The sequence below is a fragment of the Aliivibrio thorii genome, from assembly GCF_057368585.1.
Genome location: NZ_CM170655.1, coordinates 201,838 through 226,571, shown reverse-complemented (window position 1 = coordinate 226,571; position 24,734 = coordinate 201,838). Strand labels below are relative to the sequence as shown.

Genomic DNA, 24,734 nt, shown 5'->3' with positions numbered 1-24,734 from the left:
ATTGTGATTAACTTTAATCGATGTTTTCTCATTATTTTTTGTTTATTGATAGGTGCTTGTTCCGCTAAACATCAAGTTAAATCACAGCGACTAGATGAATGGACAGTTTCAACTATATCCCCTAAAAACTATATAGCTGTTGCTGATATATTACTTATTACAGGAGAAAAGAAAGAAGGGGGATGGACTGGTTTAGTTAGTAATTATACTACTGAATCTTTAAGCCCTTTGAGTTGGGATGGTGCTGAGCGTTATCATTCAGGTTATTCAATTCAAAGTACTGAATTGCCTGGGCTAGTTTATATTCGTTGGCATTCATTAGCGAATAAAATTACTTACAATAAAGCAATTAGGATATCGGAAGATATTCGAAGTAAAATGAGGGAATATCATGATATACGCTGTGGGAAGAGCAACAGACTTAAACCATACAAAAATAATATTTTATTAGGCTTAGCCCCTGATGGAATGATTTCCGTATTTCTTAATGGCCGATGCTTTGATAATGAACTTCAATTTAAAGTTCAAGCCGTAGAGTGTAAAGTCGCTGATGATTTTGTTTATCCAGAGTTAAGTGAAGAAGCCCAAGCTTATGTTGATGAGCATGGTGTTCCCGTTGGTATTTGGTGAGTGAGAAAAACTGGCTGCCGCAACAGCCAATTTAGTGATCAACGGATAACAATCTTTCTAGGAATTAACTCAATCCCTGCTTGATAACGCTTTGCTGAAGCATTTAATCCTAATGCTAGGGCACTATCAGCAATCAGTTCGAATTGCTGTGGTAGAGAGTTTACCTTGATTGGTAAGAAATCTAATAAGCGATTATCACCAAAGGTGCCCAATTTTACTGTTCCCATCAACTCTGGCTTCTCAATCAGTACATCCAAAATACCTTCAAGTAGAATATAAGACGTCGTGATAATTGCATCTGGCACGGTACCTTCTTTTATCCATTGCTCAAAAATAGCTTTTCCAGACTCGCTATTAAAGTTCTCACCATAACCTGTAATACTTGATAAATTTTTCTCTTTGGCTTTAGCTTCAAACCCTAACTGACGTTGACGAGATATATTCAATTCAGGTAAGGCACTAATTAAGCCAATTGATTTTACGTTTTCGTTAACCACTGATTTGGTCAGCTCGTAAGCCGCATCAAAATCTTCACTGATCACACAGCCAAAATGCTCGTCATCTAATGAACGGTCAATCGCGATAATTGGTGTGCCTTTTTCTTGAATCGTTAAATAGTAATCACTGCCATCAGGTAAACAACTTGCAACGAACAGAGCATCAATACGGCGACTGATTAAGGCGTGTGCGACGTTTTTTTCTGTTTCAGGATCATCATCAGAGCAGCCAATTAAAATCTGATAACCTGCTTTACGAGAATTGTACTCTAAAAGTTTAGCTAGCTTAGCGTAACTGGTGTTTTCAAGATCAGGAATAATTAACCCAAATGAACGACTGCTGCCAGCCCGCAATGCAGAAGCGGCATGATCTGGACGATAATTATGCTCATCAACAACAGCCATAACCTTCAATTGAGTCTTCTCGCTGATGCGATACTTCTGTGCTTTACCATTAATGACATAGCTTGCGGTTGTTTTTGAAACGCCAGCAAGTTTGGCTATTTGATCTAATGTCATGGTGCAGATCCTTAAATTTGTGGGTCGGATCATATAAATTTAGATCCAATCAGTTTATGAGTTGAATTATATGCTGAATCGTTTCAGTATAAAAGCTGAAAGGATTCAGCAAATTTGAAAAACGTGATTACTGCGTTATTTTTACTCTTTAGGACACGATTTTTGAGTAGAAAGCATTTGCTGAACTTTTTTACCTGTTTTGCTGAATCGATTAAGCTTTGCTTGAGCATGCTTTAAATCGTGATTCGGTAGGACATAAATTACAAATACAGAGCGAGAGGCTAAGACCCATGCTGACATTGACAAAGAATGACATTACGTTGCAACAAGCGGCAGTAGATAAAACAATTGCGATTAAAGCGATTGCAAAGCAACTAACAGAGAAAGGTTTAGTTGCAGAGATGTATGTAGAAGGAATGTTAGATCGTGAGCAACAAAACTCGACGTTTTTAGGCAATGGTATTGCGATTCCTCACGGTACAACCGATACCCGTGAATTAGTGAACAAAACAGGTGTTGCTGTTCATCACTTCCCTCAAGGCGTTAACTGGGGTGATGGTAATGTGGTTTATGTTGCCATTGGTATTGCGGCTAAATCAGATGAACATTTAGGTATTTTAAAGCAATTAACTAAAGTACTTTCTGCTGATGGTGTAGAAGGGAAGCTAAAGCAAGCAAAAACAGAAGCGGATATTATTGCTCTATTAAACGGCGAAGTGCAGTTTGAAGCCGATTTTGATGCCTCATTAATTCAATTGTTGTTCCCAGCAAGCGACATGATTCAAATGAGTGCGGTTGCTGGTGGTTTATTGAAAAACAGTGACAATGCAGAAAGTAAATTTGTCGCAGAACTTGTGACTAAAGATCCAACACATTTAGGAAAAGGTTTATGGTTGGTCAGCACTAACAAAGGGGTTAAGCGCTCTGGTATGTCGATTGTAACAACTGCAAATGGATGTGAGTTTAATGGCTTGCCTGTAAAGGGCTTGATTGCCATCGCATCTTGTAATGCCTCTCATAAATCGTTCTTAACGACGATCACTAAAGCAGTCGCTGAGCAGCAGCAAGACTCTATTCTATCTGCAACCTCAGAACAATTGCTTGCGATGTTCTCTACTTCTTCTGAAGAAGAGACAGTAAGTGCTGATGCCGATAATACAGCAACGTTTAAGATTAAAAATGCACATGGTTTACATGCACGTCCTGGTGCAATGTTAGTTGCTGAAGTGAAGAAATATGAATCAAAAATCACCGTGTTAAATTTAAATGGTGACGGTAAAGCTGTGAATGCGCGAAGCTTAATGAAAGTGATTGCGTTAGGTGTTAAGCACGGTCATGAATTGCAGTTCACCGCTGATGGCGCAGATGCTAAAGAAGCGTTAGCAGGTATTGGGGCTGCGATTGATTCTGGTTTAGGCGAGGGTTAATTGATGAGCATTAATCAAAAAAGCAAAGTCGTTACTATCACACTAAACCCTGCTTTAGATCTAACTGGCAGCTTAGATGCCATATCTGTTGGTTCTGTAAGTTTAGTAAATAAAGGCTCACTTCATGCAGCCGGTAAAGGCGTTAACGTTGCAAAGGTACTTTCTGATTTAGGTGCTGAGGTGACCGTAACTGGTTTTCTTGGTCGTGATAATGAAGAGCTTTTCTGTCAATTATTTGAAGAGATGAAAGCGCACGATGAGTTTATTCGTGTTGATGGCGCGACTCGTATTAATGTGAAACTAGTAGAGCAAGATGGGCGAGTGAGTGACATTAACTTTCCTGGTGTTGAAGTATCACAACAAGCAATCGCAGAGTTTGAAGTTCGTTTATTTGAATTGGCGAAAACGCATGATTTCTTCGTACTAGCAGGCAGTTTACCAAAAGGTATTTCTCCTGAGCAGTGCGCTGAATGGATTGAAAAACTGCATCAAATGGGCAAAAAAGTATTGTTCGATAGCAGCCGTGCAGCATTAGCTGCAGGTTTAGAGGCTCACCCTTGGTTAATTAAACCAAACGACGAAGAGCTATCTGAATTTGTTGGTCGTGAGTTAGATACTCCAGAAGCGTGTCAGCAAGCGGCTCAAGATCTTGCACAAAAAGGCATTGAAAATATCGTAGTTTCATTAGGCTCAAAAGGCGTAATGTGGCTAGGCAAAAATGACAAAGCGCAGCCAGTGTGGATGTATTCTCAGCCACCAAAAATGAATGTAGTAAGTACGGTCGGTGCCGGTGATACGTTAGTTGCTGGCCTATGTTGGGGTCACATGCAACCAAGCTGGAACCGTTCTCAAGTATTATCTTTTGCTACCGCTTTGTCTGCTTTAGCTGTATCGCAGGTTGGCGTTGGTGTACCAAATATCGAAGACGTAAAAGAATTACAACAACAAGTAACCCTACATAACCCTATTTCTTCAACGTCTAATCGCGTTTAGTCATAGATTAAGGACAAATTATGAACAATATAGCTATCGTAACAGCTTGCCCAAGTGGTGTAGCAAACAGCATTATCGCCGCAGGTTTATTAGAACAAGCAGCGGCAAAACTGAACTGGAAAGCGGCGATTGAATGTCAATCAAGCGTGTTACCTGTTGATGTACTAACACAAGAAATTATTGATTTAGCCGATACGATTATTATTGCAGCCAACACAGTTGTAGATAACGCCCGCTTTGTAGGTAAAAAAGTATATCAAGGGGCTATCTCTGAATGTACAACTGATCCTCAAGCATGGTTAGAAAATGCAGTAAATAACGCAAAAGAACTAACCGCTTCTGAAGTGACGCTTTCAGAGGTTGTGGCGTCGATTGATACGGCAGGACCTAAGAAAATTGTTGCGATTACGGCATGTCCAACGGGTGTTGCTCATACTTTTATGGCAGCAGAAGCGTTAGAAGAAGAAGGTAAGCGTCAAGGCCACATCATTAAAGTGGAAACTCGAGGTTCTGTTGGTGCAAAAAATCAGTTAACGGATCAAGAAATCGCAGAGGCTGATTTAGTCATCATCGCAGCGGATATCGAAGTGGCACTTGAGCGCTTTAATGGTAAACGTCTGTACAAAACAAGCACAGGTTTAGCGCTTAAGAAAACAGAACAAGAAATGGATAAAGCGTTTGCTGATGCGACGGTTTTTCAATCATCATGTAAAGCGCAATCTTCTCAAACTGAAGAGAAGAAAGGCATGTATAAACACCTTATGACAGGCGTATCACACATGCTTCCTGTTGTTATCGCCGGTGGTTTGCTAATTGCATTGTCTTTTGTCTTTGGTATCGAAGCATTTAAAGAACCAGGTACTATTGCTGCAACGCTAATGGATATTGGTGGTGGTGCGGCATTTGCGTTAATGATCCCTGTTCTTGCCGGTTTCATTGCGTTCTCAATTGCTGACCGCCCTGGTTTGGCTCCGGGTCTAATCGGTGGTATGTTGGCTAGCTCAACTGGCGCAGGTTTCCTTGGTGGTATCGCGGCGGGTTTCATTGCGGGTTATTCTGCAAAATTCATCGCAGATAAAGTGTCTCTTCCTCAATCTATGGAAGCACTAAAGCCTATTCTAATCATTCCATTTGTGGCGAGTTTGTTCACTGGTTTGGTAATGGTTTACATCGTTGGTGGCCCAGTTGCAGGTATCATGTCTGCACTGACTGAATTCCTAAACAACATGGGCTCAACTAACGCCGTATTACTGGGTGTGATTCTTGGTTGTATGATGTGTTTCGACTTAGGTGGTCCAGTAAACAAAGCAGCATATACATTTGGTGTTGGTCTTCTGGCTTCACAAACATACGGTCCTATGGCGGCTATCATGGCAGCAGGTATGGTTCCTGCTCTAGGTATGGGATTAGCGACATTCCTTGCTAAGAATAAGTTTGAAGCAGGCGAGCGTGAAGCGGGTAAAGCGTCATTTGTGCTTGGCTTATGCTTTATCTCTGAAGGTGCGATTCCATTTGCAGCGAAAGATCCAATGCGTGTAATCCCGAGTTGTATGGCAGGTGGTGCATTAACGGGTGGTTTATCTATGCTGTTTGGTGCTCAATTGCTTGCTCCACACGGTGGTTTGTTCGTACTTCTTATTCCAAACGCAATTACGCCAGTATTCATGTACTTGGTAGCGATTGCAGCGGGTACTGCGGTAACTGGTTTTATTTACGCTTTCTTGAAAAACAAAGCGGATGAGAAAGATGCAGTAGCTGCATAATAAACAGGTAATTTAAAACAAAATGGGCGCTTCCAAATGTATTGGAAGCGCCCATTTTTTATATTTTTAGAATGTTCTAAAACATGAAGTTTACGCCAGCACCAATCGAAGAGATGTAATCGTCCGAAGCCAATGGCATATACTGATATTCAAGGTTGAAAGTAACAGAAGGGAATAGCTTCATTACCGTACCTACCGCAACATAAGGTTTAGTTGATACCGCCTCTTGTTTTAGTGTTTGATTATTCGCTTTATATTGGTATTCAACATTAGTGCGGTTTAAGCCGAATTTTCCATAGAAGGAGCCGTAGTAAGACATAGGAAAATACATTTTTGCAGCAATAGTAGCGCCAGTAGCTGATGCTTTATCATTATTGGTTGCAATATCATTCATTGATGCGGTCATGAAATAACTTAGATCCATGGCTATCATCGGTGCGAAATGATAGTTATAACCGACTTGGGTCATTAAACCACTACCATGTGAGTCATCAATTTTCAGGTTAGCAAAACTTGGCTGAATATAGATTTGGTGTAAAGTGTCTGTTGCCTGTGCAGATGCTGTAGTACCTAGCAACAAAAATGGGAGTAACCTTTTCATTATAAACTCGTCTTTTTAACCTAATGCGCGATTTTATTGTGAATGAGACAATGTTGTAAAGAGGAATTAAAGAAGAAATGACATTAACTATTTGGTTTTCATTATTATTAGTATCACTGCTTGGAGCAATGTCTCCTGGGCCAAGTTTAGCTACAGTTGCAAAGCACACGTTATCTGGTCGACGAATTAATGGGATTGCTGCCGCGTGGGCGCACTCCATTGGTATTGGAATTTATGCGTTTGTTACTGTGATCGGATTAGCGGTTGTATTACAACAATCCCCGATGTTGTTTAAAACGATCAGTTATTTGGGAGCTGCGTATCTGGCTTATTTAGGCTATGGAGCATTGCGTTCTACAGGAGGAATAGCAGCAAAGCTTGAATCAGGAGAACAAGTGTCAATTTTAGAATCCGTAAAAGAAGGCTTACTTATCTCTCTTTTGAATCCTAAAATTGCATTATTTTTCTTAGCGTTGTTTAGTCAATTTGTGGCTGTTGGTAACGCTCCATTAGACAAAGCAATAATAGTTGTTACTCCTATTATCATTGATGGCCTGTGGTATACCATTATTAGCTGTTTATTATCAGCACCTAAGATTGTTGATAAGCTTAGAGCTCAAGCTAAATGGATTGATCGTCTTTCTGGGGTGGTCTTAATTTTGTTAGCACTACGAGTTATTTTTTATACTTAACTTATTCATTTAAAGTATGACTCGAAAGGGGAAGTGAGATTAAAATAAGTGTTCACTTTTTTTGATGGCTGTTTTCACTTAGTATTACGAATAAGTTTCAAGAGCATACAGTGTATGCGTAAAAGCATTCTATTATTTTTGTTATTAATACATAAGGTTTCTCATGACATTTCAAGCTGCAATTTTCGATATGGATGGACTACTTCTAGATACAGAACGTGTTTGTATGTCTGTTTTTAAACAAGCATGTGAAGCTGAGAATGTTCCATTTCTCGAAGAAGTGTATCTTTCTGGTATTGGCTGTAACTCTAAGCGTATTGAAGAGCTTTTCCGTGAAGGTTATGGTCCTGAGGTTGATTATCCTGCATTAAATAAGGCGTGGCGTGTTCGTTATTTTTCTATCGTACAAAATCAAGCTATTCCAGTTAAAGAGGGTGTGATTGAGCTTTTAGAATGGTTAAAAGCGAATAAGATCCCAATGGCTGTCGCGACATCAACTCAAAATGATATTGCAATTAAAAAATTAGAATTAGCCGGTCTTAATGGTTATTTTGACGTGTTAGCAACAGGGTGTGAGGTGGAGAACAGTAAGCCTCACCCTGAAATTTATTTATTAGCGGCTGAACGTTTGGGGATCGCTCCTGAAGTCTGTTTGGCATTTGAAGATTCTAATAATGGGACGCGTGCTGCGGTAGCTGCAAGTATGATCACGTATCAAATTCCAGATCTTGTTGAGCCTAGTGCCGAAGTCATAGATCTTGGACACTACATTAAGCCTTCAATGATTAATGTACTTGAACATTTAAAGATGCAACGCGCTTAAATCTGTATATATTTGATGCTCTAAATAGAATAAGGCCGAGATAACCAAGTGTTACTCGGCCTTTTTATTATGTCAGTTATTTTTGAGAGCTAGACAAAGTTAATAGCTGGTCAAGTTGTGGTTTAAGTACGGTTATCCATTTGGAATACGCGAGAGCATTAAGGTGTAGATCATCACACGTATATTGATTTGATAACAATCCATTAGGACTTAATATCGTATTCACGTCTAAATAAGCCAGTTGATGCTGTTGGCAGTAGGCTTCCAATCGCTGATTTAATTCAGTCACTTTAGGGTTTAAATGAACTAATTTGTTACCACAATATAAAGTACTCTGAACTAATATAGAGCAGTGATTCTCTTGCCAGTAAGAAAGCATCTGTGTGTAGTTTTCAAATACAGAATCTATCGAGAACCCTTGAGCTAAATCGTTGATGCCTGCCATGATTGAAATCAGTTTCGGTTTGACTGCTATAGTCGTATCAATTCGACGTAACATGCCAAAAGTCGTATCTCCGGCAATTCCACGATTTACGTGAGTTATATCGGTAAACACATCTTGCCATGGGCCCCATTCGGTAATGGAGTCACCAAATAAAACGACATCGACTTCTGGTGTAAAGGTTTGATGGGAATCAACTAGATGAATGTAACGGCTCATACTGTGCCCTCGTTGTGCAATATCGATTTCTTTGCAAAGAAATACAACTTGTTGTGCGGGATCTGAAATATCATTTAGTTTTGGAAGTAAACCATCAATCTGAGAGGTAAGAGAGCTTAGTTTAGTTGTGAGTTGTAATTCTTTTTTTAATTCATGTAATTCATTGATGAGATCATAAATAGAGACAGATTGGAATTGATGGAAAAGGTCATATAAATCAATGCTGTCATTCTTGAGTAAATAAGCGGTTAGTTTTGTTTTCATTGATAACGGTCTCTATAATTTTTCAAAAGTATGTTCAATCTCGTCTAACATCCATTCCATAGCATTACCCATGCCACTGTCACGACGTTTTACTACTCCAATCTCAATCTGCAAGGCGTCGGGAATATGGTAAGTTGATAATCGAATGGTTTTGTTTTGATACCATTCCGACTCTAGTACGTGCTCAGGAACCAGTGCCCAACCCACATTACGGATCACCAATGCAGTAATGTAGTAATAGCTGTCGATATACCAATGATTGGCTGAAATGGCTTTCTCATGTGAGTGACCAACTCTATCTCGAATAACTAATTGACGGTGTTGGTTTAGTTGGATAAGAGTAGGAGTCTTATGTTTAGCAAGGGGATGCTTTGGTGAGACAACTAATGCTTGATTGAAAAATCCAAGAGCGCGGTACTCTAATGAATCAGATAGGGTATTCACTCGGAATAAGAAGCCTAAATCCGCTTTTTTTTCTTCTACCCACTTTGCAATATCTGCTTGAGACCCATTAATAATCGTCAACTTTAATAAAGGAAAAGTAACCGATATTTTTTGGAAGAAATCCTCAAATACATCAATAGGAACGGCTTCATCGAGAGCAACAGTTAATGCGATCTCTTCACCTGTAGCAACAGTATCTGCACGGGCTTGTAGGCGTTCACATTGTTCTAAGATTGCTTGAGCTTCAATAAACATGTCTTCACCGTCTTGAGTTAATACAGGTAGGCGTGCGCTTCGATCAAATAAATCAAAGCCAAGATCTGCTTCTAAATTTGCAATTGCGGTACTAATTCGAGACTGCGCCTTCCCCATTTTACGCGCAGCGGCTGAGAATGAACCACATTTTACTGAAGTAACAAAAGCGTCGAGTTGATCTAAAGTCCAATTCATTATTTTTCTCTTTTCTGCTGACGGATATGACGATTAGAGCAATGAGGTGATGGCTTAGGGTTAACCGTTCGTTTTTCAGAAATCAAATGGCGAATGGCTAAAATAGGGTGTTTTAATAACATTCTTGGGCCAGAAAAACGCATCACAAGGCGCATCTGTTCTTTTGGTTCTGGCTTATAGCAATGAATTGGACAGGTGTTACAAGTTGGCTTGTTTTCACCGTATGGACAGCGATCTAAACGAACTTCTGCATAATCCATCAAGGCTTGGCATTCTGAACACAAGGAGTGAGTGTGGTGGTTTTTTTTGCAATAAATTTCAATCATTGCAGAAACGGTTTTAAATTCCGTATTGAGCTTTCCAAGCAAAATATCGCTGGTTTTCATACATCACTCGTTCTTAATCAATCATTATTGAGTCAGTATAAAGGGGAAATGATATTGGGTGAAGTGTTCACTTTTTCAGAAGGTGATTCTAGCTTAGTATACGTTTATCCCCTAAAGCATATTGCTCCTAAGTGTATGCGCTCAAAAGCCATTTAGTTTATTGCTAAATGGCTTTTTTATTGGTGATTACTTATCTTCAGAAGTGTAACTTGAATATGAACAGTAATAGCAGCCGTTTGATTGTGGGTATATTTCTTTAGCCGCATTTAACGCCGTGCTGCATGCTGTGTGATAGCCAAGAGGTTCACATTTTGTAATGCCCGGACTGTGAGTACATGTTGCGGTGTGAATTTCATGATCGCCATTATCTTGTTCGTTTTTATCAACATAAAATAAACTCATAATTACCTCTAGAAAATAATATATAAACGGATATCTGAATAATCACAATACGCCTATTCGATGTTGTGGATAGCTAAAAAAATGAATAGTTAGATGTACATCACTTGTAATCATTAAACTTGTGAAGCGTCTTTCATGAAGTACTTTTAAAGTTATCTATTGAGCATCTGTAATATTTTTTAGCGCTTAACTAATGAGATGCATGATTACGATTTCTTTTTATATTAATCACTCTAATTTAAATGAGTTATGAATTTTTCCTTTCTTATTTATTACAAAAAGTATCATTAATTGTTTTTTAGGCTTAATGTTGAAACTTTTAGGTGGTTTTATTTTTGTGTGATCTTTAATAATGTTCCTGTACTTACTTAACTACCTTATTTAAAGTAAAGGAAATGATTATGAAAAAAACAGTATTAGCGCTACTTACTTTAGCCTCTTTTTCTAGCCAAGCTTTTGAAGTATCGAGTAAGGATATTCACGAAGGTCAATTGATGAGCAGTGAGTTTGTTTTCTCAGGCATGGGTTGTACTGGTGACAATATTTCACCGCAACTAAGTTGGAAAGATGCGCCAGAAGGAACAAAAAGCTTTGCTATTACAGTGTTTGATCCAGATGCACCAACAGGTAGTGGTTGGTGGCATTGGTTAGTACTTAACATTCCTGCAAATGTAAGCAGCATTGCGCAAGGCTCACCAATGAAAAATATCTTACAGACTAAAAATGATTTTGGCACAATGACCTACGGCGGTGCGTGTCCTCCTACTGGTGATGGCATGCACAGATATCAATATACAGTGTGGGCATTACCACAAGAAAAAATAGATTTACCTGCCGATATTTCACCAGCGGTAGTTGGCTATACTTTAAATAGCATGGCATTAGACAAAGCAGTATTAACCGCGACATACGTGCGCTAATACGAATTTAAATTGGTAAAATAGGGGGATAAAATGGATAAAGTAATGTTGAATGAACTGGTATTTAGAGTGCAAACTTACTCTGGTCAGAGTGATCAACATTTACGCAATGTTCATATTTATGCCCCTAGTATTATTTGGGTTAAATCTGGCGTAAAAACCGTATTTCAAGAGTCTGAACAATTTGATATCGATTCACACTCTTGGCTGCTTACGTCAGCCAACCAAGGCTTAAATTTTATTAATAAATCTTCTACAGATAACTTTTATTCTGTTCAGATCTGTTTTTTTCTAACTCCGCCTAAAGAGATGTTAGAAGAGAGTCAAAAAAATGAAAGCACCCGCTTACATACTCATGCGATCACGGTGTCCCCATTATTAGCTTATGGATTCACATTCTTAACCGATACAAATACCCAAAAGTTAAGCTCTAAAGTACAACAATTCCACTTACTGGCTTTATATCAGCAACTCGCAGAGCTTGGTGTGCTGCATGTTTTATTCTCGCCAACGTTCACCTCTTTTCAAAATGAACTGAGTGCGTATTTTGCTAAAGATCCAGCAGAAGCGTATCAATTAGAAACCGTATGCGATGATTTCTCGATGAGCCGCGCAACGTTGATCCGTCGATTACAGCGAGACGGCACCAATTTCAGAACGGTTTTATCGAATATTCGAATGACTCATGCTCTCTCTCTAATGCAAGAGAAACGACAAACCCAGCTAGATTTAGCACTGCAGTGTGGTTATCAATCGGAAAGTCGCTTTAGCCAACGTTTCCATCAACTGTTTGGGATGACGCCAAAGCAGTACATGAAGACCGTGGTGTATTGAACATAAGAAAAAAACAGCGAGCACTTAGGCTCGCTGTTTTATTTTGAACCATGGCTAAGTTTGGGTTACTTAGCTAACTTCGTTAATACACTCATCAATAACTTAATGCGTGGTTCTATTGATTCAAGCAATAAGTACTCATCAGCACTGTGGAAGCCTGCACCGATAGGACCTAAACCATCTAACGTTGGAACGCCTAAGATTGCCGTGTTGTTAGCATCAGAGCCGCCGCCCACTTCTTGCCAGTTAATACTGATTTCAAGCTCTTTTGCTGATTCTTCAACCATTGCCATTAGAGCTTCAGTTTGTACTGATGGCACCATTGATGGTTTGTATGCTTCACGCTCTACCTTGATGGATACACCATCAACAAAAGGCGTTTGAGTCATACCATTTAATGCAGTATCAACTTGGTCGTATTCTGCGTTATCCCAGAAACGAACATCAATCACAGCGGTTGCTGAATCAGGAACGATGTTAGCGCCAGCACCACCAGAAACCACACCTACGTTTAATGTAGTGCCTGATTCAAAGTTTGTCATCGCATTAGCTGCTAAGATCCAGTTAGCCATTTCAGTGATTGCACTGCGGCCATTTTCTGGTTCATTACCTGCGTGAGCTGCTTTACCACTGAAGGTTACTTTGTAATTAGCCATGCCTTTACGTGCTTTAACTAAACCACCATTTGCACGTGCTGCTTCTGCAACCAATACGTTTTTCGCTTTTTTCGCCGTTTCTTGGATCCAATCAACTGAATCTAACGATCCTGTCTCTTCATCTGGGTTCATACATACACAGATAGACAGTTTATCTAATACTGCTTGGTCTAGATTACGCAGTGCATAAACTACGTTTAATAGACCAGATTTCATATCAGATACGCCCGGGCCATACGCTTTTTCAGCATCTAAAGACATTGGACGCTCTGCTGCTGTACCAACAGGGAAAACCGTATCCATGTGACCAATCATCATCACATCAATATGTTCAGCATCTGGCTTGTTACGAACTTCAAGACCAACGCCTGCTTTACCACAATCAATGCGCTTAACAGACCAACCGTTCATCGCTTCGTATTTAGCTGCCATTTTGCTTGCAATAAACTCGATACCCTTAAGCGTGTAAGTACCGCAATCCACATCAATCAGTGGACGAAGTTCTTCTAAGTAATCATTTAGAGAAAAATTCATCTTGAATCCTTATAGAATCATGTTCATAACAAACATCGCACCAAATGCGTTTAATACTGAGATTGCAATCATAACTGGAAGGTAACGACCTTCAGTGCCGATAGGACCCATGATACGGCCCATGTATTGCACTTGTGAACCCATTAGGTAAATCGCAGGAGCAAGAATCGCAATGTGCGCACCGTTTAGGATTCCTTGGTCAAACAGGGTAATAACTACACCAACAGCACCGCCCATTGACATCCAAGCACCAATTAATACTGCTGCTGCTTCACCAGGAAGACCAAAGATAGCCATGATTGGAGAAAAGATAGAGCCCATTAAATCAAGTGCACCCGTAATTTGAAGAGCCTTGATAATTACAAACGCCATTAGTACGTTAGGAACGGTTGAAGTAGTGGCAATAACCCAGCCTTTTTTAGCGCCTTCAACGAAGATGTCTGTCACCATTGGTTTTTTTGCTTTAACGTCGCTCATTATGCTGTCTCCTCAGTCATTTTCTTGTCTTGTTTATCATTGTCTTGGCCTTCTTTACCTTCAGTAATGTTTAGGTAAATACGGAATAGGTTTGCGCCAATAAATTTGAAAGCAAACATAACAACAACAGCCAAGCCGATAGAAGAAGGCACAGCTAAAGAACCATCAGGATTGGTTAATGTAAATAGCACAGCACCAGATGAGAAGAAGTTAACAATCGCTGCACCAGCAGTGAATTGGAACATTGTGAAAACATCGGTCTCACGCTTAGTTAAATGCTTTTCGTCTTTTAATTGACGAGTCATTGCCGCACCAGCATCAGTACTCTGCAATGATGCGATTAAAGCTAAACCAGAGTTACCAGGAATACCCATTAAAGGACGTAGAAGAGGTGTAAGCAGTTTACGAGCAGCATTAAGTGCGCCGTAATGCTCAAGAACGTTGATCATACCTAATGCAAACATAACGGTAGGGATAAGAGTTAATGCAAAGATGAAACCGTCACGAGCGCCACTGCCGCCTTTACCTCGGAAAGAAGTCGTTGCCGCTTGAACGCCATCTACTGTTTCAGTAACAGAATAAGCGACACTACCAAAAGAACCATTTAGTGTAGTGAAGTCGAGTACGCCGTACCATTCATTAGATTGCATTAAGCCAGAAAAAAACACAACAGCAAAGGCGAGAGCCACGTAGCTGCCAATACCGACTTTAGAATCTTTGTCAGTCGATTGAGTCATAATTACCTCGTTTTAAAGTTAAGATTAGAAATTGTAAGTGGTTAACTATTTAGTGGTATTGTGCGTTAATCTGGCTTATAGGACTTGATACGTATCAATAACTATTTCTAAAAGTAAAATTCTATATATTAAGATTATTATTTTGTGATCTATCTGAAATTGTAGAATTTTATGTTGATTAGTTAGAATATTGTATGTTTGATTGGGGATAATGAAGACTTGTTTTTTTTGATGGATAATTCAATTTATTTTGTAAGTTATACCTATGATTAATTGAAGGTAATTATAAGTAAGTTGTTGTTATTGTTATATCTTGTGTGTATTTTTAAGACGAAAAGGTAAACACTCTTGAATGTACCAAGAGTGTTTATATTAGGTGAGAATTATTGAATTATTCACCATTTAGAGGTGTTGATACCGCCTCATCTTCATACCAGAACAGATCTGTGCGGTTAGCGTAACGATCTGTAAATGACATGTTAGGGCTTAACTCATATTTCATCGTGTTTTTAATGCGTTCAAACGCTCGTTCTGCAACTTCAGGTGATGCCGTTGCGTGGGGATTAATCCTCAGTTCTGCGGTACGGTTAGCGGCATTTTCAACCACTTCTCGATAACTGGAATTAATACGATTAAATGGACCAACAGCAAACATAATGTCTTCCGGTGGAATATTTAATGTTGCAATTTCACTGAGTGATACATCTCGTAGAAGCGTATCGACAACCTGTCCTCCGTGGTTAAGTTCAATGGCATAAACGTATCCACGTTGGCTGTCTAATGCATAATTCACTGCGACGGCCTCTTCCGTACTTGTCGAAATAACACCTCGAATTGCTTTTGTATGATGGGCTAATTGAACATAAGAAACGGGTTCAATTTTACGTGTAAATCCAGAATGAAATAGCTCATCTGGAAGTCGGGTATCTCCTCTAAAAACTAATGAGCCATTTACTTCGGATTGATAGCCTCTTAAAAAAGGAACATTTTGAATTTCTCTTTGAGCCTCAATACCTAAACGATGCAGTTTTTTTGTATCAGTAAGATAAGCATAAGGATCAACTTGTTGTTCTAATTCATAGAAATCTTTTAGTGCTTCAAGATCTCGACCTCCAGTCATATCTGCATAACCTGAACCGCCTAAGCCTGGATGCTCAGGAAGATCTTCAGGTAATAGAATTTCAGAAGTTTGACTGTGATTAAGCGATTCATTTGAAGAAACTCCGGTAGAAGCAACACCATCACCACTGCCATTTCCTCCTTTAAGCCCACCTTGTGTTAACCATTGGGGCTCACTGGTTTCCATATTGATAGTACGAACAACTCGACTGTCTAAAATTAAACGTCCAGTGGCAGGCTCTACCTCTCGAAAATACCCAAAACCATCAGCTCTTAATAGTGTATTTCTGCCTGAATCAGTTAATCTAACACCTAATAAGTCTTCACCTGTTTGAGGGTGATTAATGATCTTAGGCATTGATGTGAATTGATCTAATGTTTCAGTTGAAACTCCCTCGTTTAAGAGTATGCGGTTAGGCAATAAATCCACCTCTCTTTCAACCGATATCGCGAGAGATTGGCCATATTTTACCATCACTGGAAGTACGGCTGCAGTACCAAGAATGGCGGCATTCACAGCACTCATTCGAGTACCGGCTAATCGTTCTGATAATGAATCACCAGTAACGGCTTTATTTACGCTCAGGCCAAGTTGTGTACTGCTAAGAGATATTGTCAACGGGATCCCAAGCTCAGGGACTAAAATGTCAACTATGGGAAAAAAGACTACTAAGCTATTAGCAATTGAGAGTATGTAATCCCTTTGAGATTCGCTATTGGACTTTATAGAGGTATCGCCATCACTCGCCATTCGAGCTTTTCTTTGCTCTGTCATTCTAGCAAAGACATTGCCATGAATAGGGTGGTGCTTCATCATGAAATAGCGTTTATCCCAATTGCCATTAATTAGTTCAGTAAGAGCGCTTTCGACTCCCGAATATGTGCCACCATCTTGGCGTAAATACAGGCTAAAATGGCTTAATAATGTATTTTTACTTTCAGGATGTTGTAATCGTTTATATAAGGTTTTTCTTAATTGTCGCTCTGTCCTATAGGTAATAAATGGTTGTGCGTTTCCTGGAATATATAATAAACCACCAGTGCTTCCTTTTTGTTCAATAACGAGGATATCAGTAGAATCATAGCCATAAATATCAAACCGATAAACGTTAATAGTATTAGGGCGGACAGGCTTAAGAAGAGAGAGTGCGAGTTGATAATCCCCTTGAGTTAACAAGCCTAATTGATATTGCTGGTGAGCTGAAAAAGCAAAGCTGTCTCGCATTAATTGAGTGTAACTTTCACTATTTTCATTCCAAAATTGGGTTAATTCTGCTGTGTAAGTGGTTTGAATATCCAGATCGTAATAAGCGATGTCCCATAAATCCGATGAGAGAAGACGAACCTCATTTCGTTCATCAAAAATATCACCATCAGCCCCTTGAGTGTAAATACCTGTATCTAAGTTAATGGTTCCTGGAAAAGAATCTCTGAATTTATTAAAAGTATTGAGCATAACTGCTTGAGAGAGCGTGTAAGATTTATGGGGCGATTCATGGTGTGCCCAGCCATTATAGCTACGCGAACTACTCATTGCACTTTGGAACTCATTATAAAAAACGGCATCTGGATCGATACCTGTGTGACCATGTTTTATTAACGCTGCTTTAAGTTCTCGTGATGTTACCGCAAGAGGGTCCGGAAGCGTTTTCATTAATTTTGCATAGTCATGAACAAAATGAAGTTTCCATGCGGCATCAAAACGGTGGGAAGGAATTTCGTTATTGTTACTTGTTGGTTCTACATTTGCACTAGCCTGAAAAGAAATATAAAAAAAGGCGAATATCAGGACTAAAACGAATGTTTTAATTATTTTTCTGTTCATAGATTAACCTTGTTTATTTTTAATTATCTCGCCCTGAAATAGATCTTTCTATTTTAGTGCGAGATAAATTTACGTTGATTAAAACCCTTAGAAACAAGTAACAGGATTTAGATAGCATTGGTAGTAAATGATATCTGTATCGTCAGTATCTTCGTCGTTTTCCGAGACATGTGGAGCGAGTGATGGGGTAAAAATAAAGAAAGTAAGAAGTAACTTGTTCATGGGTATTATCCTTTTATATAATGAGCAGCATAAGATTTATGTTATAGATATGGTTATTATTTATTTTTAATATATTGTTATTTATGGCCTTTATTTGATTAGTTAGACTCGCCGTTTTCTTCTCCTATAATACAAAACACTTTTGCCTCCCCTAAAGAAGGGGCCAATGTAATAAGACTTGATCGCCATCCTGTCGCATCAACTAAAGCTAAGTTTGCAACTAGCTTATCGTCTTCATTTTTAGCGATTGAGACTAGTGTTGTTGAGTTATAGAACAATATTGGTTCATGGACGTAAAAAGGAAGGGAAATGGTTCGATGTTTTCCATTTAGCTCAAAAGCCGCTTGAATTTGAGGGTCGTTAGAATCAGCGAATCCAAAGGTTTCTCTAAGAAAAGAATAAAGTTTTGGACGATCATATTCATTTTTAAAAGCGTCACTAAAAGCGATTAAGTCAGAGATAGTTGGAGGTCGAGAGCCGGTGAGCTTTTCATTACAAATTAGATCTAAATGAGCCCAATAAGGATCAGAGCCTGAATCGAGTTTTATTTCTTTCCATCTTTCGGATTCAAATATTCCCTCAGTAGCAAAACTAGAAAATGAAGAAGCGAGTAAGACGGCAGATAGTAGTAATTTTTTCATGAATATCCTTTTATATAATGAGCAGCATAAGATTTATGTTATAGATATGGTTATTATTTATTTTTAATATATTGTTATTTATAGCCTTTATTTGATTAGTTCGTCTCGCCGTTTTCTTCTCCTATAATACAAAACACTTTTGCCTCCCCTAAAGAAGGGGCCAATGTAATAAGACTTGAGCGCCATCCTGTCGCATCAACTAAAGCTAAGTTTGCAACTAGCTTATCGTCTTCATTTTTAGCGATTGAGACTAGTGTTGTTGGGTTATAGAACGACATTGAATCATGGAAGTAAAAAGGAAGGGAAATGGTTCGATGTTTTCCATTTAGCTCAAAAGCCGCTTGAATTTGAGGGTCGTTAGAATCAGCGAATCCAAAGGTTTCTCTAAGAAAAGAATAAAGTTTTGGACGATCATATTCATTTTTAAAAGCGTCACTAAAAGCGATTAAGTCAGAGATAGTTGGAGGTCGAGAGCCGGTGAGCTTTTCATTACAAATTAGATCTAAATGAGCCCAATAAGGATCAGAGCCTGAATCGAGTTTTATTTCTTTCCATCTTTCGGATTCAAATATTCCCTCAGTAGCAAAACTAGAAAATGAAGAAACGAGTAAGACGGCAGAAAGTAGTAATTTTTTCATGAATATCCTTTTAGTTAGTCAAAAGCAACACGCTTGGGAATGATCCCAATAGGAATGTATATCATTTACTTGTGTTTTACTATAGGCAAATCTCGTAATTTTACGTGAGATATTGTCCTTGTGAATGGGTTTTAGGATGTGTTTTATAAAATAACTAAAGGGAATGGAAGTAAATAACCTTTAGTTACAATGTGTTAATTTTCTTTTTTTAGATTTATAGGTTGTTCATATTCGATTCAGAAATGAAGTGATACAGTGAACATTCATTTGTAAAAGAGAGTCATATTATGAAACAGCTATTAGCTACTACTGTTGCTTTGTTCGTTGGTTTTTTTGTATTGGTTTCGAGTTTATTTTTTGCGATTGGATTAAGTCTTGTTGGTTTTATTATGTCGAAAACGCACGGTAAAAAAGAAAAACAAACAATGGATAAAGAAACTAGAATCATTGAAGGTGAATACTCTGATGTGACTAACTATTAATCACTTAGGGGTAATTCGTTGTATTTTAGTGAATCAAGTTCGAGGAAATAGAGAGATAAGGGTGAAATTATCGCTTACCTATGGGATATTTACTGCAGATATTAAGTAATGCAGCAATAGTTTAGAAGAGGTGAGCATGGAGAGACTGTTATTAGTCATAGATTTCTTATTAGAACATAAGATGATTTTTAGTATGCTAATCATCAGCTTTATTTTTCTATTGCGCCATTTTATGGTGAAGCATATTCGAGGGGATATCGCGTTTTTAACTGAAGATCAACGTAAGTGGATTTCTCGAACTAAGAATGGTTCATTTAGTTTCCTACTTATTATTTTATTTATTCTTTGGCAATCAGAAATAAATGAATTCGCATTATCAGTAACAGCAATTGCCGTGGCGATTGTAGTAGCATCAAAAGAAATCATTCTTTGTTTTACTGGCTCAATACAACGTGCAAGTTCTCGTTCATTTCGTATCGGTGATTGGATTGAAGTTGGTTCATTATGTGGTGAAGTGATCGAGCACAATATGATGGCAACTGTGATTCAAGAAATTGATTTACACCATGGGCAATACGATTACACAGGAAAAACAGCAACCTTACCTAATAGTATGTTCTTTACATACCCAGTCAAAAACCTTAATTTCATGAAGCGTTATGTTTATCATAACTTTTCTATTTGCGTTAAAGAATTTGTAAATCTATACCCAATGATCCCTGACTTATTACATAAAATTGATACACATTGTGAAGATTTTATTGATGTCGCTAGACGCTATAATAGCGTGATAGAAAAACATGCAGGGGTCGATTTACCAGGTTCTGAGCCTCATATCCACATAACGACAACGTCACTTGGGGATCAAAAAATTCATTACATGATTTTTTGCCCAACAGAAAAAGCATCTCATTTGGAGCAACTTATTCGCCAAGATTTTATGGTGATGTATGAAGAGAAGTTCACTAAGAAAGAAGCTTAATAAGCCGCTTGTGTAAAACGTAGTTTTGAGCTTGATGTGAGTGCGACTTATTTTAAGTCGCACTCATTTTTTATTTGGGTATTAAATGAGATTAATATGAAGGATTGATAGCGCCAGTTAAGATGGCTTTAGATACGCTTTGACAGCGATTGTTCGTACCTAATTTCGTTTGTGAATTGGTGAGATGGAATGTAACGGTTCGCTCCGCACACCCTAATATTTTTGATATCTCCCATGAGCTTTTTCCTTCACAAGCCCATGACAAACATTCTTTTTCTCGTTGAGTTAAATGTGCATTTGATGTTAATTCGTTTTGACTAATTCTTTGATAGCTATCCAACAAAGCAGGAATAATGACGGGAATATTCATGCAAGCATTAGTATATACATAATCTATATTCTTTCCTTTATTTGAATGAGCAAAGCTTATCATGCCAAACCCCCCATTTATGGTATGAATAGGAAAACTAAATCCTGAATGTAATCCTGAGATCTTCGCTTCTTTAATTACATTAGGTTTGCTTTTTTTTTGTGTTTTTTGATCAAAGAGATTCCAAGATATTGGTGAGTGATTAGAGAAGCAATAATCGACAATTGGGTCATACTTTATTAAGTTTTCTTCATCATAATAGTCGCGCCATTGTTTTGGGTAATTGTCTAATATTAATACATCTGATTTGATCATCGACTTTGGATTTATCATTGCGAAAAGATAATATTCGCAATGGATCATATCTGTAAGTTTTTCTAAATTATTATCTATATCCTGATATTTTTTAGATGTTTGAATACTGGTAACTAATTTTAGTGTTGAATCTATATTCTCAATGTTCATTTGTTAATCCCCTAGTTAGTCTGATTAAAGTTTAATACTTGTTACTTTTATAATTATATTTTTGCGTGTTATATATCATTAAAACAGCTACTTAATGATAAATGCTTTTGATAAATAAGTCTACGTCACACAATATCGATAAGTGTAAATGTAGATTTAATGTTAATCCCCTGTAGAATTGTACAGGTTTACGAATAAGATTTGATTGTTATAGTGGCGAAAACAAAGGAGCTATTATGACTATAATGATTAAAAAGGCAGAGTTTTCTACAATTCCAAAGAGTGAATATTTGGGGATGTTAAGTCTTAGATATCAAGTATTTAAAAGAAGATTGCAATGGGATTTAGCGTCTGAAAACAATTTAGAATCTGATCAATATGACAATGATTCAGCAGAATATATTTATGCGTGTGATGATACCCGAAATGTGAATGGATGCTGGAGATTATTGCCGACCACTGGTGATTATATGTTAAAAACTGTATTTCCAGAATTACTTGGTCATCATAAGGCACCAAGTGACCCAAGAGTGGTGGAGTTAAGTCGTTTTGCTGTAGGGAAACACAGTTCAAAAATGCATGATTCTGCTAGTGAAATAACCATGAAATTATTTGAAGCGATATATTTTCATGCAATTAAAAATGACATAAAAGAGTACGTAACGGTCACATCAACTGCGATTGAGCGATTTTTAAAGCGTATAAATATTCCTTGTGAGCGAATTGGAGATCAACAAGTTCATTTATTAGGCGAAACTAAATCTGTCGTATTATCAATGCCAATTAATCATATCTTTAGAGAAGCAATAGCAAGTTAATGTATAACTATTATAAATGTAATTATCTAACAATATTATCATATCGTTGGTTGGCTATTTAATGATTGTGTATAGGATTATAATGAAAAAACATATCCCAATGATAATCTCTGGAATAATAAAAGAGAACTCAAGCACATATGCTAGAGAGGTATTGTTAAATAATAATACCTTATTTATTGCAATTCCAGATCAGGTAAATATAGATCTTGCTATAAATAATGACGTAAAGAATAAATTGACATTAAATCAGATTATTAATTTTTTATACACGGTTGGGCAGCGTTGGAAAAGTGAAGAATACACACGTCGTCGAGCTTATATTCGGGATTTAGAAAAATATCTTGGGTATTCTAACGAAATGGCAAAGTTAGAAGCGAATTGGATTGCGATGCTATTGTGCTCAAAAAGTGCACTGTATGATATTGTCAAAAACGATTTAGGTTCACAGTATATTACTGATGAATGGCTACCCCAGGGAGATTGCTATGTAAAAGCGTTGCCTAAAGGAAAGTCTGTCCATTTATTGGCGGGTAATGTGCCTTTATCGGGTGTCACTTCTATTCTACGAGCCATTTTAACTAAGAATCAATGCATCATTAAAACTCCAGCAGCAGACCCATTTACCGCAAATGCATTAGTTTCTAGTTTTATTGATGTTAATGCCGATCATCCAATAACAAGATCGATGTCAGTCATGTATTGGTCACATGATGAAGATATGACCTTGCCGCAGAGGATAATGGAGAGTGCAGATGTCGTCGTTGCTTGGGGAGGAGAAGAGGCGATAAAGTGGGCTGTGAAGCATACTCCACCTCATGTGAATATTTTAAAGTTTGGTCCCAAGAAAAGCCTAACTATTGTTGATAACCCAGAAGATCTTATCGAATCGGCGACTGGTGTTGCGCATGATATTTGTTTTTATGATCAACAAGCCTGTTTTTCAACTCAAAATATTTACTATATTGGCGATAGATTAAACCAGTTCATTAATGAACTTGAGAAACAATTAATGTTATACGCTCGGATTTTACCGAAAGGCGACCAAAACTTCGATGAAAAAGCTGCATTCAGTTTAACAGAAAAAGAATGTTTATTTTCTGGTTACCAAGTAAGAAAAGGAGAAAATCAAAGTTGGCTACTAATAGAATCACCGTTAAACAGTTTTAATAATCAGCCTCTATCTCGTTCTGTTTATATTCATCAAATTTATAACATCTCAGATGTATTCCCTTTTATTAATAAAAATACGACTCAAACCGTTTCTATTACACCATGGGAATCTTCATTTAAATACAGGGATCAACTGGCTGAGTGTGGGGCTGAACGAATCGTTGAATCGGGTATGAATAATATATTTCGCGTTGGAGGTTCTCATGATGGCATGCGGCCACTTCAGCACCTAGTTAATTACATTTCACAAGAAAGACCCTCTACTTATACCACTAAGGATGTTGCAGTAAAGATAGAACAAACCCGTTATTTAGAAGAAGACAAGTTTCTTGTTTTTGTTCCATAACCAAAAGGATATTACATGGAAAATACAGACACGTTCTCAACCATTGATCATGTTATTACTCTTGTAAATGGTCAAACCATTAGGGTTTGGGAAACGTTACCCAAAGAAAATACAGAGAGAAAAAATAACACGATCCTTATTGCTTCTGGTTTTGCTCGACGAATGGATCATTTTGCTGGTCTTGCTGAATACCTATCAAGTAATGGGTTCCATGTCATTCGTTATGACTCTCTTCATCATGTAGGTTTAAGCAGTGGTGATATTAATGAATTCTCAATGACGATTGGAAAGAATAGTTTATTGACGGTCATTGATTGGCTTAATGAACGCGGCATTAATAATTTGGGGCTTATTGCTGCCAGTTTATCTGCTCGAATTGCTTATGAGATAGCGAATGAAATAGATATTTCTTTCTTAGTGACAGCGGTTGGTGTTGTTAACTTACGCGATACATTGGAACGGGCATTAAAGTACGATTATCTTCAATTAGCTATTCATGATTTACCCGAAGATTTAGATTTTGAAGGTCATAATTTAGGCTCTGAGATCTTTGTTACCGATTGTTTTAAATATCAGTGGGACACGTTAGATTCGACAATTAACAAGATGAAAAACAGCGATGTACCATTTATTGCATTTACGGCTAACGATGATAATTGGGTTAAACAAGATGAGGTTATTACATTAATTAATACGCTTGATCCTACAAAGTGCAAGCTGTATTCATTAATTGGTAGTTCACATGATTTAGGGGAAAACCTTGTTGTTTTAAGAAATTTTTATCAATCAGTAACGAAAGCCGCAATGGCTTTAGATAAGGGCTCTTTGGATTTGGACGTCATAATTATTGAACCAAAATTTGAAGAGGTGACGAGTGTGACAGTAAAAGAACGTCGATTAAAAAGCCAAATTGAAAATGAGTCTTTCATATTGGCCTAGTTTG

27 protein-coding genes are annotated in these 24,734 nt (G+C 37.9%); 13 read left to right on the top strand and 14 right to left on the bottom strand.

Annotation, left to right across the window (positions count from 1 at the left end; genetic code table 11):
* Window positions 1–3: 3 nt before the first annotated feature.
* Window positions 4–630 carry a DUF2931 family protein gene (locus AC2IP4_RS15265; RefSeq protein WP_486311057.1) on the top strand — a complete coding sequence of 209 codons (627 nt, stop codon included), beginning with the start codon at window positions 4–6 and terminating at the stop codon, window positions 628–630.
* A 38-nt stretch (window positions 631–668) separates the two neighbouring features.
* Here the strand turns inward: AC2IP4_RS15265 and cra are convergent, their stop codons facing one another.
* Entirely contained in the window at window positions 669–1,646 is a 978-nt protein-coding gene (cra, locus tag AC2IP4_RS15260; RefSeq protein ID WP_486311056.1) for a catabolite repressor/activator, read from the bottom strand.
* Window positions 1,647–1,936: 290 nt separating this feature from the next.
* On the opposite strand from cra, the gene fruB reads away from it, so the two are divergent.
* The 3 genes from fruB to fruA are packed head-to-tail and all read left to right on the top strand — an operon-like array spanning window position 1,937 to window position 5,829.
* Entirely contained in the window at window positions 1,937–3,073 is a 1,137-nt protein-coding gene (fruB, locus tag AC2IP4_RS15255) for a fused PTS fructose transporter subunit IIA/HPr protein (protein ID WP_486311055.1), read from the top strand.
* Window positions 3,074–3,076: 3 nt separating this feature from the next.
* A complete protein-coding gene (gene pfkB, locus AC2IP4_RS15250; RefSeq protein ID WP_486311054.1) occupies window positions 3,077–4,066 on the top strand; it encodes a 1-phosphofructokinase in 990 nt (329 codons plus the stop codon).
* 20 nt (window positions 4,067–4,086) lie between these two features.
* Window positions 4,087–5,829, top strand: a complete 1,743-nt coding sequence (gene fruA / locus AC2IP4_RS15245; protein ID WP_486311053.1) for a PTS fructose transporter subunit IIBC — start codon at window positions 4,087–4,089, stop codon at window positions 5,827–5,829.
* Between the two features lie 76 nt (window positions 5,830–5,905).
* Here fruA and AC2IP4_RS15240 read toward each other — a convergent pair whose 3' ends face one another.
* Window positions 5,906–6,430, bottom strand: a complete 525-nt coding sequence (locus AC2IP4_RS15240; RefSeq protein ID WP_486311052.1) for an outer membrane beta-barrel protein — start codon at window positions 6,428–6,430, stop codon at window positions 5,906–5,908.
* A gap of 77 nt (window positions 6,431–6,507) precedes the next feature.
* Between AC2IP4_RS15240 and AC2IP4_RS15235 the strand changes: the two genes are divergently transcribed.
* Entirely contained in the window at window positions 6,508–7,122 is a 615-nt protein-coding gene (locus AC2IP4_RS15235; RefSeq protein ID WP_486311051.1) for a LysE family translocator, read from the top strand.
* A 163-nt stretch (window positions 7,123–7,285) separates the two neighbouring features.
* A complete protein-coding gene (locus AC2IP4_RS15230; RefSeq protein WP_486311050.1) occupies window positions 7,286–7,945 on the top strand; it encodes an HAD family hydrolase in 660 nt (219 codons plus the stop codon).
* A gap of 76 nt (window positions 7,946–8,021) precedes the next feature.
* On the opposite strand, the gene AC2IP4_RS15225 is transcribed toward AC2IP4_RS15230, so the two are convergent.
* The 4 genes from AC2IP4_RS15225 to AC2IP4_RS15210 form a co-directional block, all read right to left on the bottom strand.
* Window positions 8,022–8,870 carry an SGNH/GDSL hydrolase family protein gene (locus AC2IP4_RS15225; protein ID WP_486311049.1) on the bottom strand — a complete coding sequence of 283 codons (849 nt, stop codon included), beginning with the start codon at window positions 8,868–8,870 and terminating at the stop codon, window positions 8,022–8,024.
* A 12-nt stretch (window positions 8,871–8,882) separates the two neighbouring features.
* Entirely contained in the window at window positions 8,883–9,764 is an 882-nt protein-coding gene (locus tag AC2IP4_RS15220; protein ID WP_486311048.1) for a LysR family transcriptional regulator, read from the bottom strand.
* Window positions 9,764–10,150: a nitrous oxide-stimulated promoter family protein gene (locus AC2IP4_RS15215; protein ID WP_486311047.1), complete on the bottom strand. Its 387-nt coding sequence runs from the start codon at window positions 10,148–10,150 to the stop codon at window positions 9,764–9,766. The genes AC2IP4_RS15220 and AC2IP4_RS15215 overlap by 1 nt, the downstream gene beginning before the upstream one ends.
* A 186-nt stretch (window positions 10,151–10,336) precedes the next feature.
* Entirely contained in the window at window positions 10,337–10,552 is a 216-nt protein-coding gene (locus AC2IP4_RS15210) for a hypothetical protein (protein WP_060992115.1), read from the bottom strand.
* 401 nt (window positions 10,553–10,953) lie between these two features.
* Between AC2IP4_RS15210 and AC2IP4_RS15205 the strand changes: the two genes are divergently transcribed.
* Window positions 10,954–11,472: a YbhB/YbcL family Raf kinase inhibitor-like protein gene (locus AC2IP4_RS15205; RefSeq protein WP_486311046.1), complete on the top strand. Its 519-nt coding sequence runs from the start codon at window positions 10,954–10,956 to the stop codon at window positions 11,470–11,472.
* A gap of 33 nt (window positions 11,473–11,505) precedes the next feature.
* Window positions 11,506–12,306, top strand: a complete 801-nt coding sequence (locus AC2IP4_RS15200; RefSeq protein ID WP_486311045.1) for a helix-turn-helix transcriptional regulator — start codon at window positions 11,506–11,508, stop codon at window positions 12,304–12,306.
* Window positions 12,307–12,371: 65 nt separating this feature from the next.
* Here AC2IP4_RS15200 and AC2IP4_RS15195 read toward each other — a convergent pair whose 3' ends face one another.
* The 7 genes from AC2IP4_RS15195 to AC2IP4_RS15165 all read right to left on the bottom strand — a co-directional run bounded on the left by AC2IP4_RS15195 (window position 12,372) and on the right by AC2IP4_RS15165 (window position 19,155).
* Window positions 12,372–13,496, bottom strand: coding sequence for a M20 family metallopeptidase (locus AC2IP4_RS15195; RefSeq protein WP_486311044.1), 1,125 nt, complete (start codon window positions 13,494–13,496; stop codon window positions 12,372–12,374).
* A gap of 9 nt (window positions 13,497–13,505) precedes the next feature.
* Window positions 13,506–13,973, bottom strand: a complete 468-nt coding sequence (locus tag AC2IP4_RS15190) for a YjiG family protein (RefSeq protein WP_486311043.1) — start codon at window positions 13,971–13,973, stop codon at window positions 13,506–13,508.
* Complete coding sequence (locus tag AC2IP4_RS15185; RefSeq protein ID WP_486311042.1) at window positions 13,973–14,710, bottom strand: nucleoside recognition domain-containing protein; 738 nt, start codon at window positions 14,708–14,710, stop codon at window positions 13,973–13,975. The genes AC2IP4_RS15190 and AC2IP4_RS15185 overlap by 1 nt, the downstream gene beginning before the upstream one ends.
* 391 nt (window positions 14,711–15,101) lie before the next feature.
* Window positions 15,102–17,654 carry a dermonecrotic toxin domain-containing protein gene (locus AC2IP4_RS15180; protein ID WP_486311041.1) on the bottom strand — a complete coding sequence of 851 codons (2,553 nt, stop codon included), beginning with the start codon at window positions 17,652–17,654 and terminating at the stop codon, window positions 15,102–15,104.
* Window positions 17,655–17,741: 87 nt separating this feature from the next.
* Complete coding sequence (locus tag AC2IP4_RS15175; RefSeq protein WP_486311040.1) at window positions 17,742–17,876, bottom strand: hypothetical protein; 135 nt, start codon at window positions 17,874–17,876, stop codon at window positions 17,742–17,744.
* Between the two features lie 98 nt (window positions 17,877–17,974).
* Window positions 17,975–18,517 (bottom strand): hypothetical protein, encoded by a 543-nt coding sequence (locus AC2IP4_RS15170; protein ID WP_486311039.1) that lies wholly within the window; start codon window positions 18,515–18,517, stop codon window positions 17,975–17,977.
* A 95-nt stretch (window positions 18,518–18,612) separates the two neighbouring features.
* Entirely contained in the window at window positions 18,613–19,155 is a 543-nt protein-coding gene (locus tag AC2IP4_RS15165) for a hypothetical protein (protein ID WP_486307663.1), read from the bottom strand.
* A 287-nt stretch (window positions 19,156–19,442) separates the two neighbouring features.
* Here AC2IP4_RS15165 and AC2IP4_RS15160 point away from each other — a divergent pair, with 287 nt between their 5' ends.
* The gene (locus AC2IP4_RS15160; protein ID WP_375320254.1) at window positions 19,443–19,637 is read left to right on the top strand and encodes a hypothetical protein; all 195 of its coding nucleotides are present in this window, start codon (window positions 19,443–19,445) and stop codon (window positions 19,635–19,637) included.
* Window positions 19,638–19,773: 136 nt separating this feature from the next.
* Entirely contained in the window at window positions 19,774–20,619 is an 846-nt protein-coding gene (locus AC2IP4_RS15155) for a mechanosensitive ion channel family protein (RefSeq protein WP_486307662.1), read from the top strand.
* Window positions 20,620–20,710: 91 nt separating this feature from the next.
* Here AC2IP4_RS15155 and AC2IP4_RS15150 read toward each other — a convergent pair whose 3' ends face one another.
* Window positions 20,711–21,454 (bottom strand): LuxR family transcriptional regulator, encoded by a 744-nt coding sequence (locus tag AC2IP4_RS15150; protein WP_486311038.1) that lies wholly within the window; start codon window positions 21,452–21,454, stop codon window positions 20,711–20,713.
* Window positions 21,455–21,690: 236 nt separating this feature from the next.
* On the opposite strand from AC2IP4_RS15150, the gene AC2IP4_RS15145 reads away from it, so the two are divergent.
* From AC2IP4_RS15145 to AC2IP4_RS15135, 3 genes are all read left to right on the top strand, one after another.
* On the top strand, window positions 21,691–22,272 hold the full coding sequence (locus AC2IP4_RS15145) for an acyl-homoserine-lactone synthase (RefSeq protein ID WP_375320257.1): 582 nt from the start codon (window positions 21,691–21,693) through the stop codon (window positions 22,270–22,272).
* Between the two features lie 82 nt (window positions 22,273–22,354).
* Complete coding sequence (gene luxC, locus AC2IP4_RS15140; protein WP_375320258.1) at window positions 22,355–23,791, top strand: long-chain-fatty-acyl-CoA reductase LuxC; 1,437 nt, start codon at window positions 22,355–22,357, stop codon at window positions 23,789–23,791.
* Between the two features lie 15 nt (window positions 23,792–23,806).
* Window positions 23,807–24,730, top strand: a complete 924-nt coding sequence (locus AC2IP4_RS15135) for an acyl transferase (protein WP_375320259.1) — start codon at window positions 23,807–23,809, stop codon at window positions 24,728–24,730.
* The last annotated feature ends 4 nt before the right edge of the window (window positions 24,731–24,734 follow it).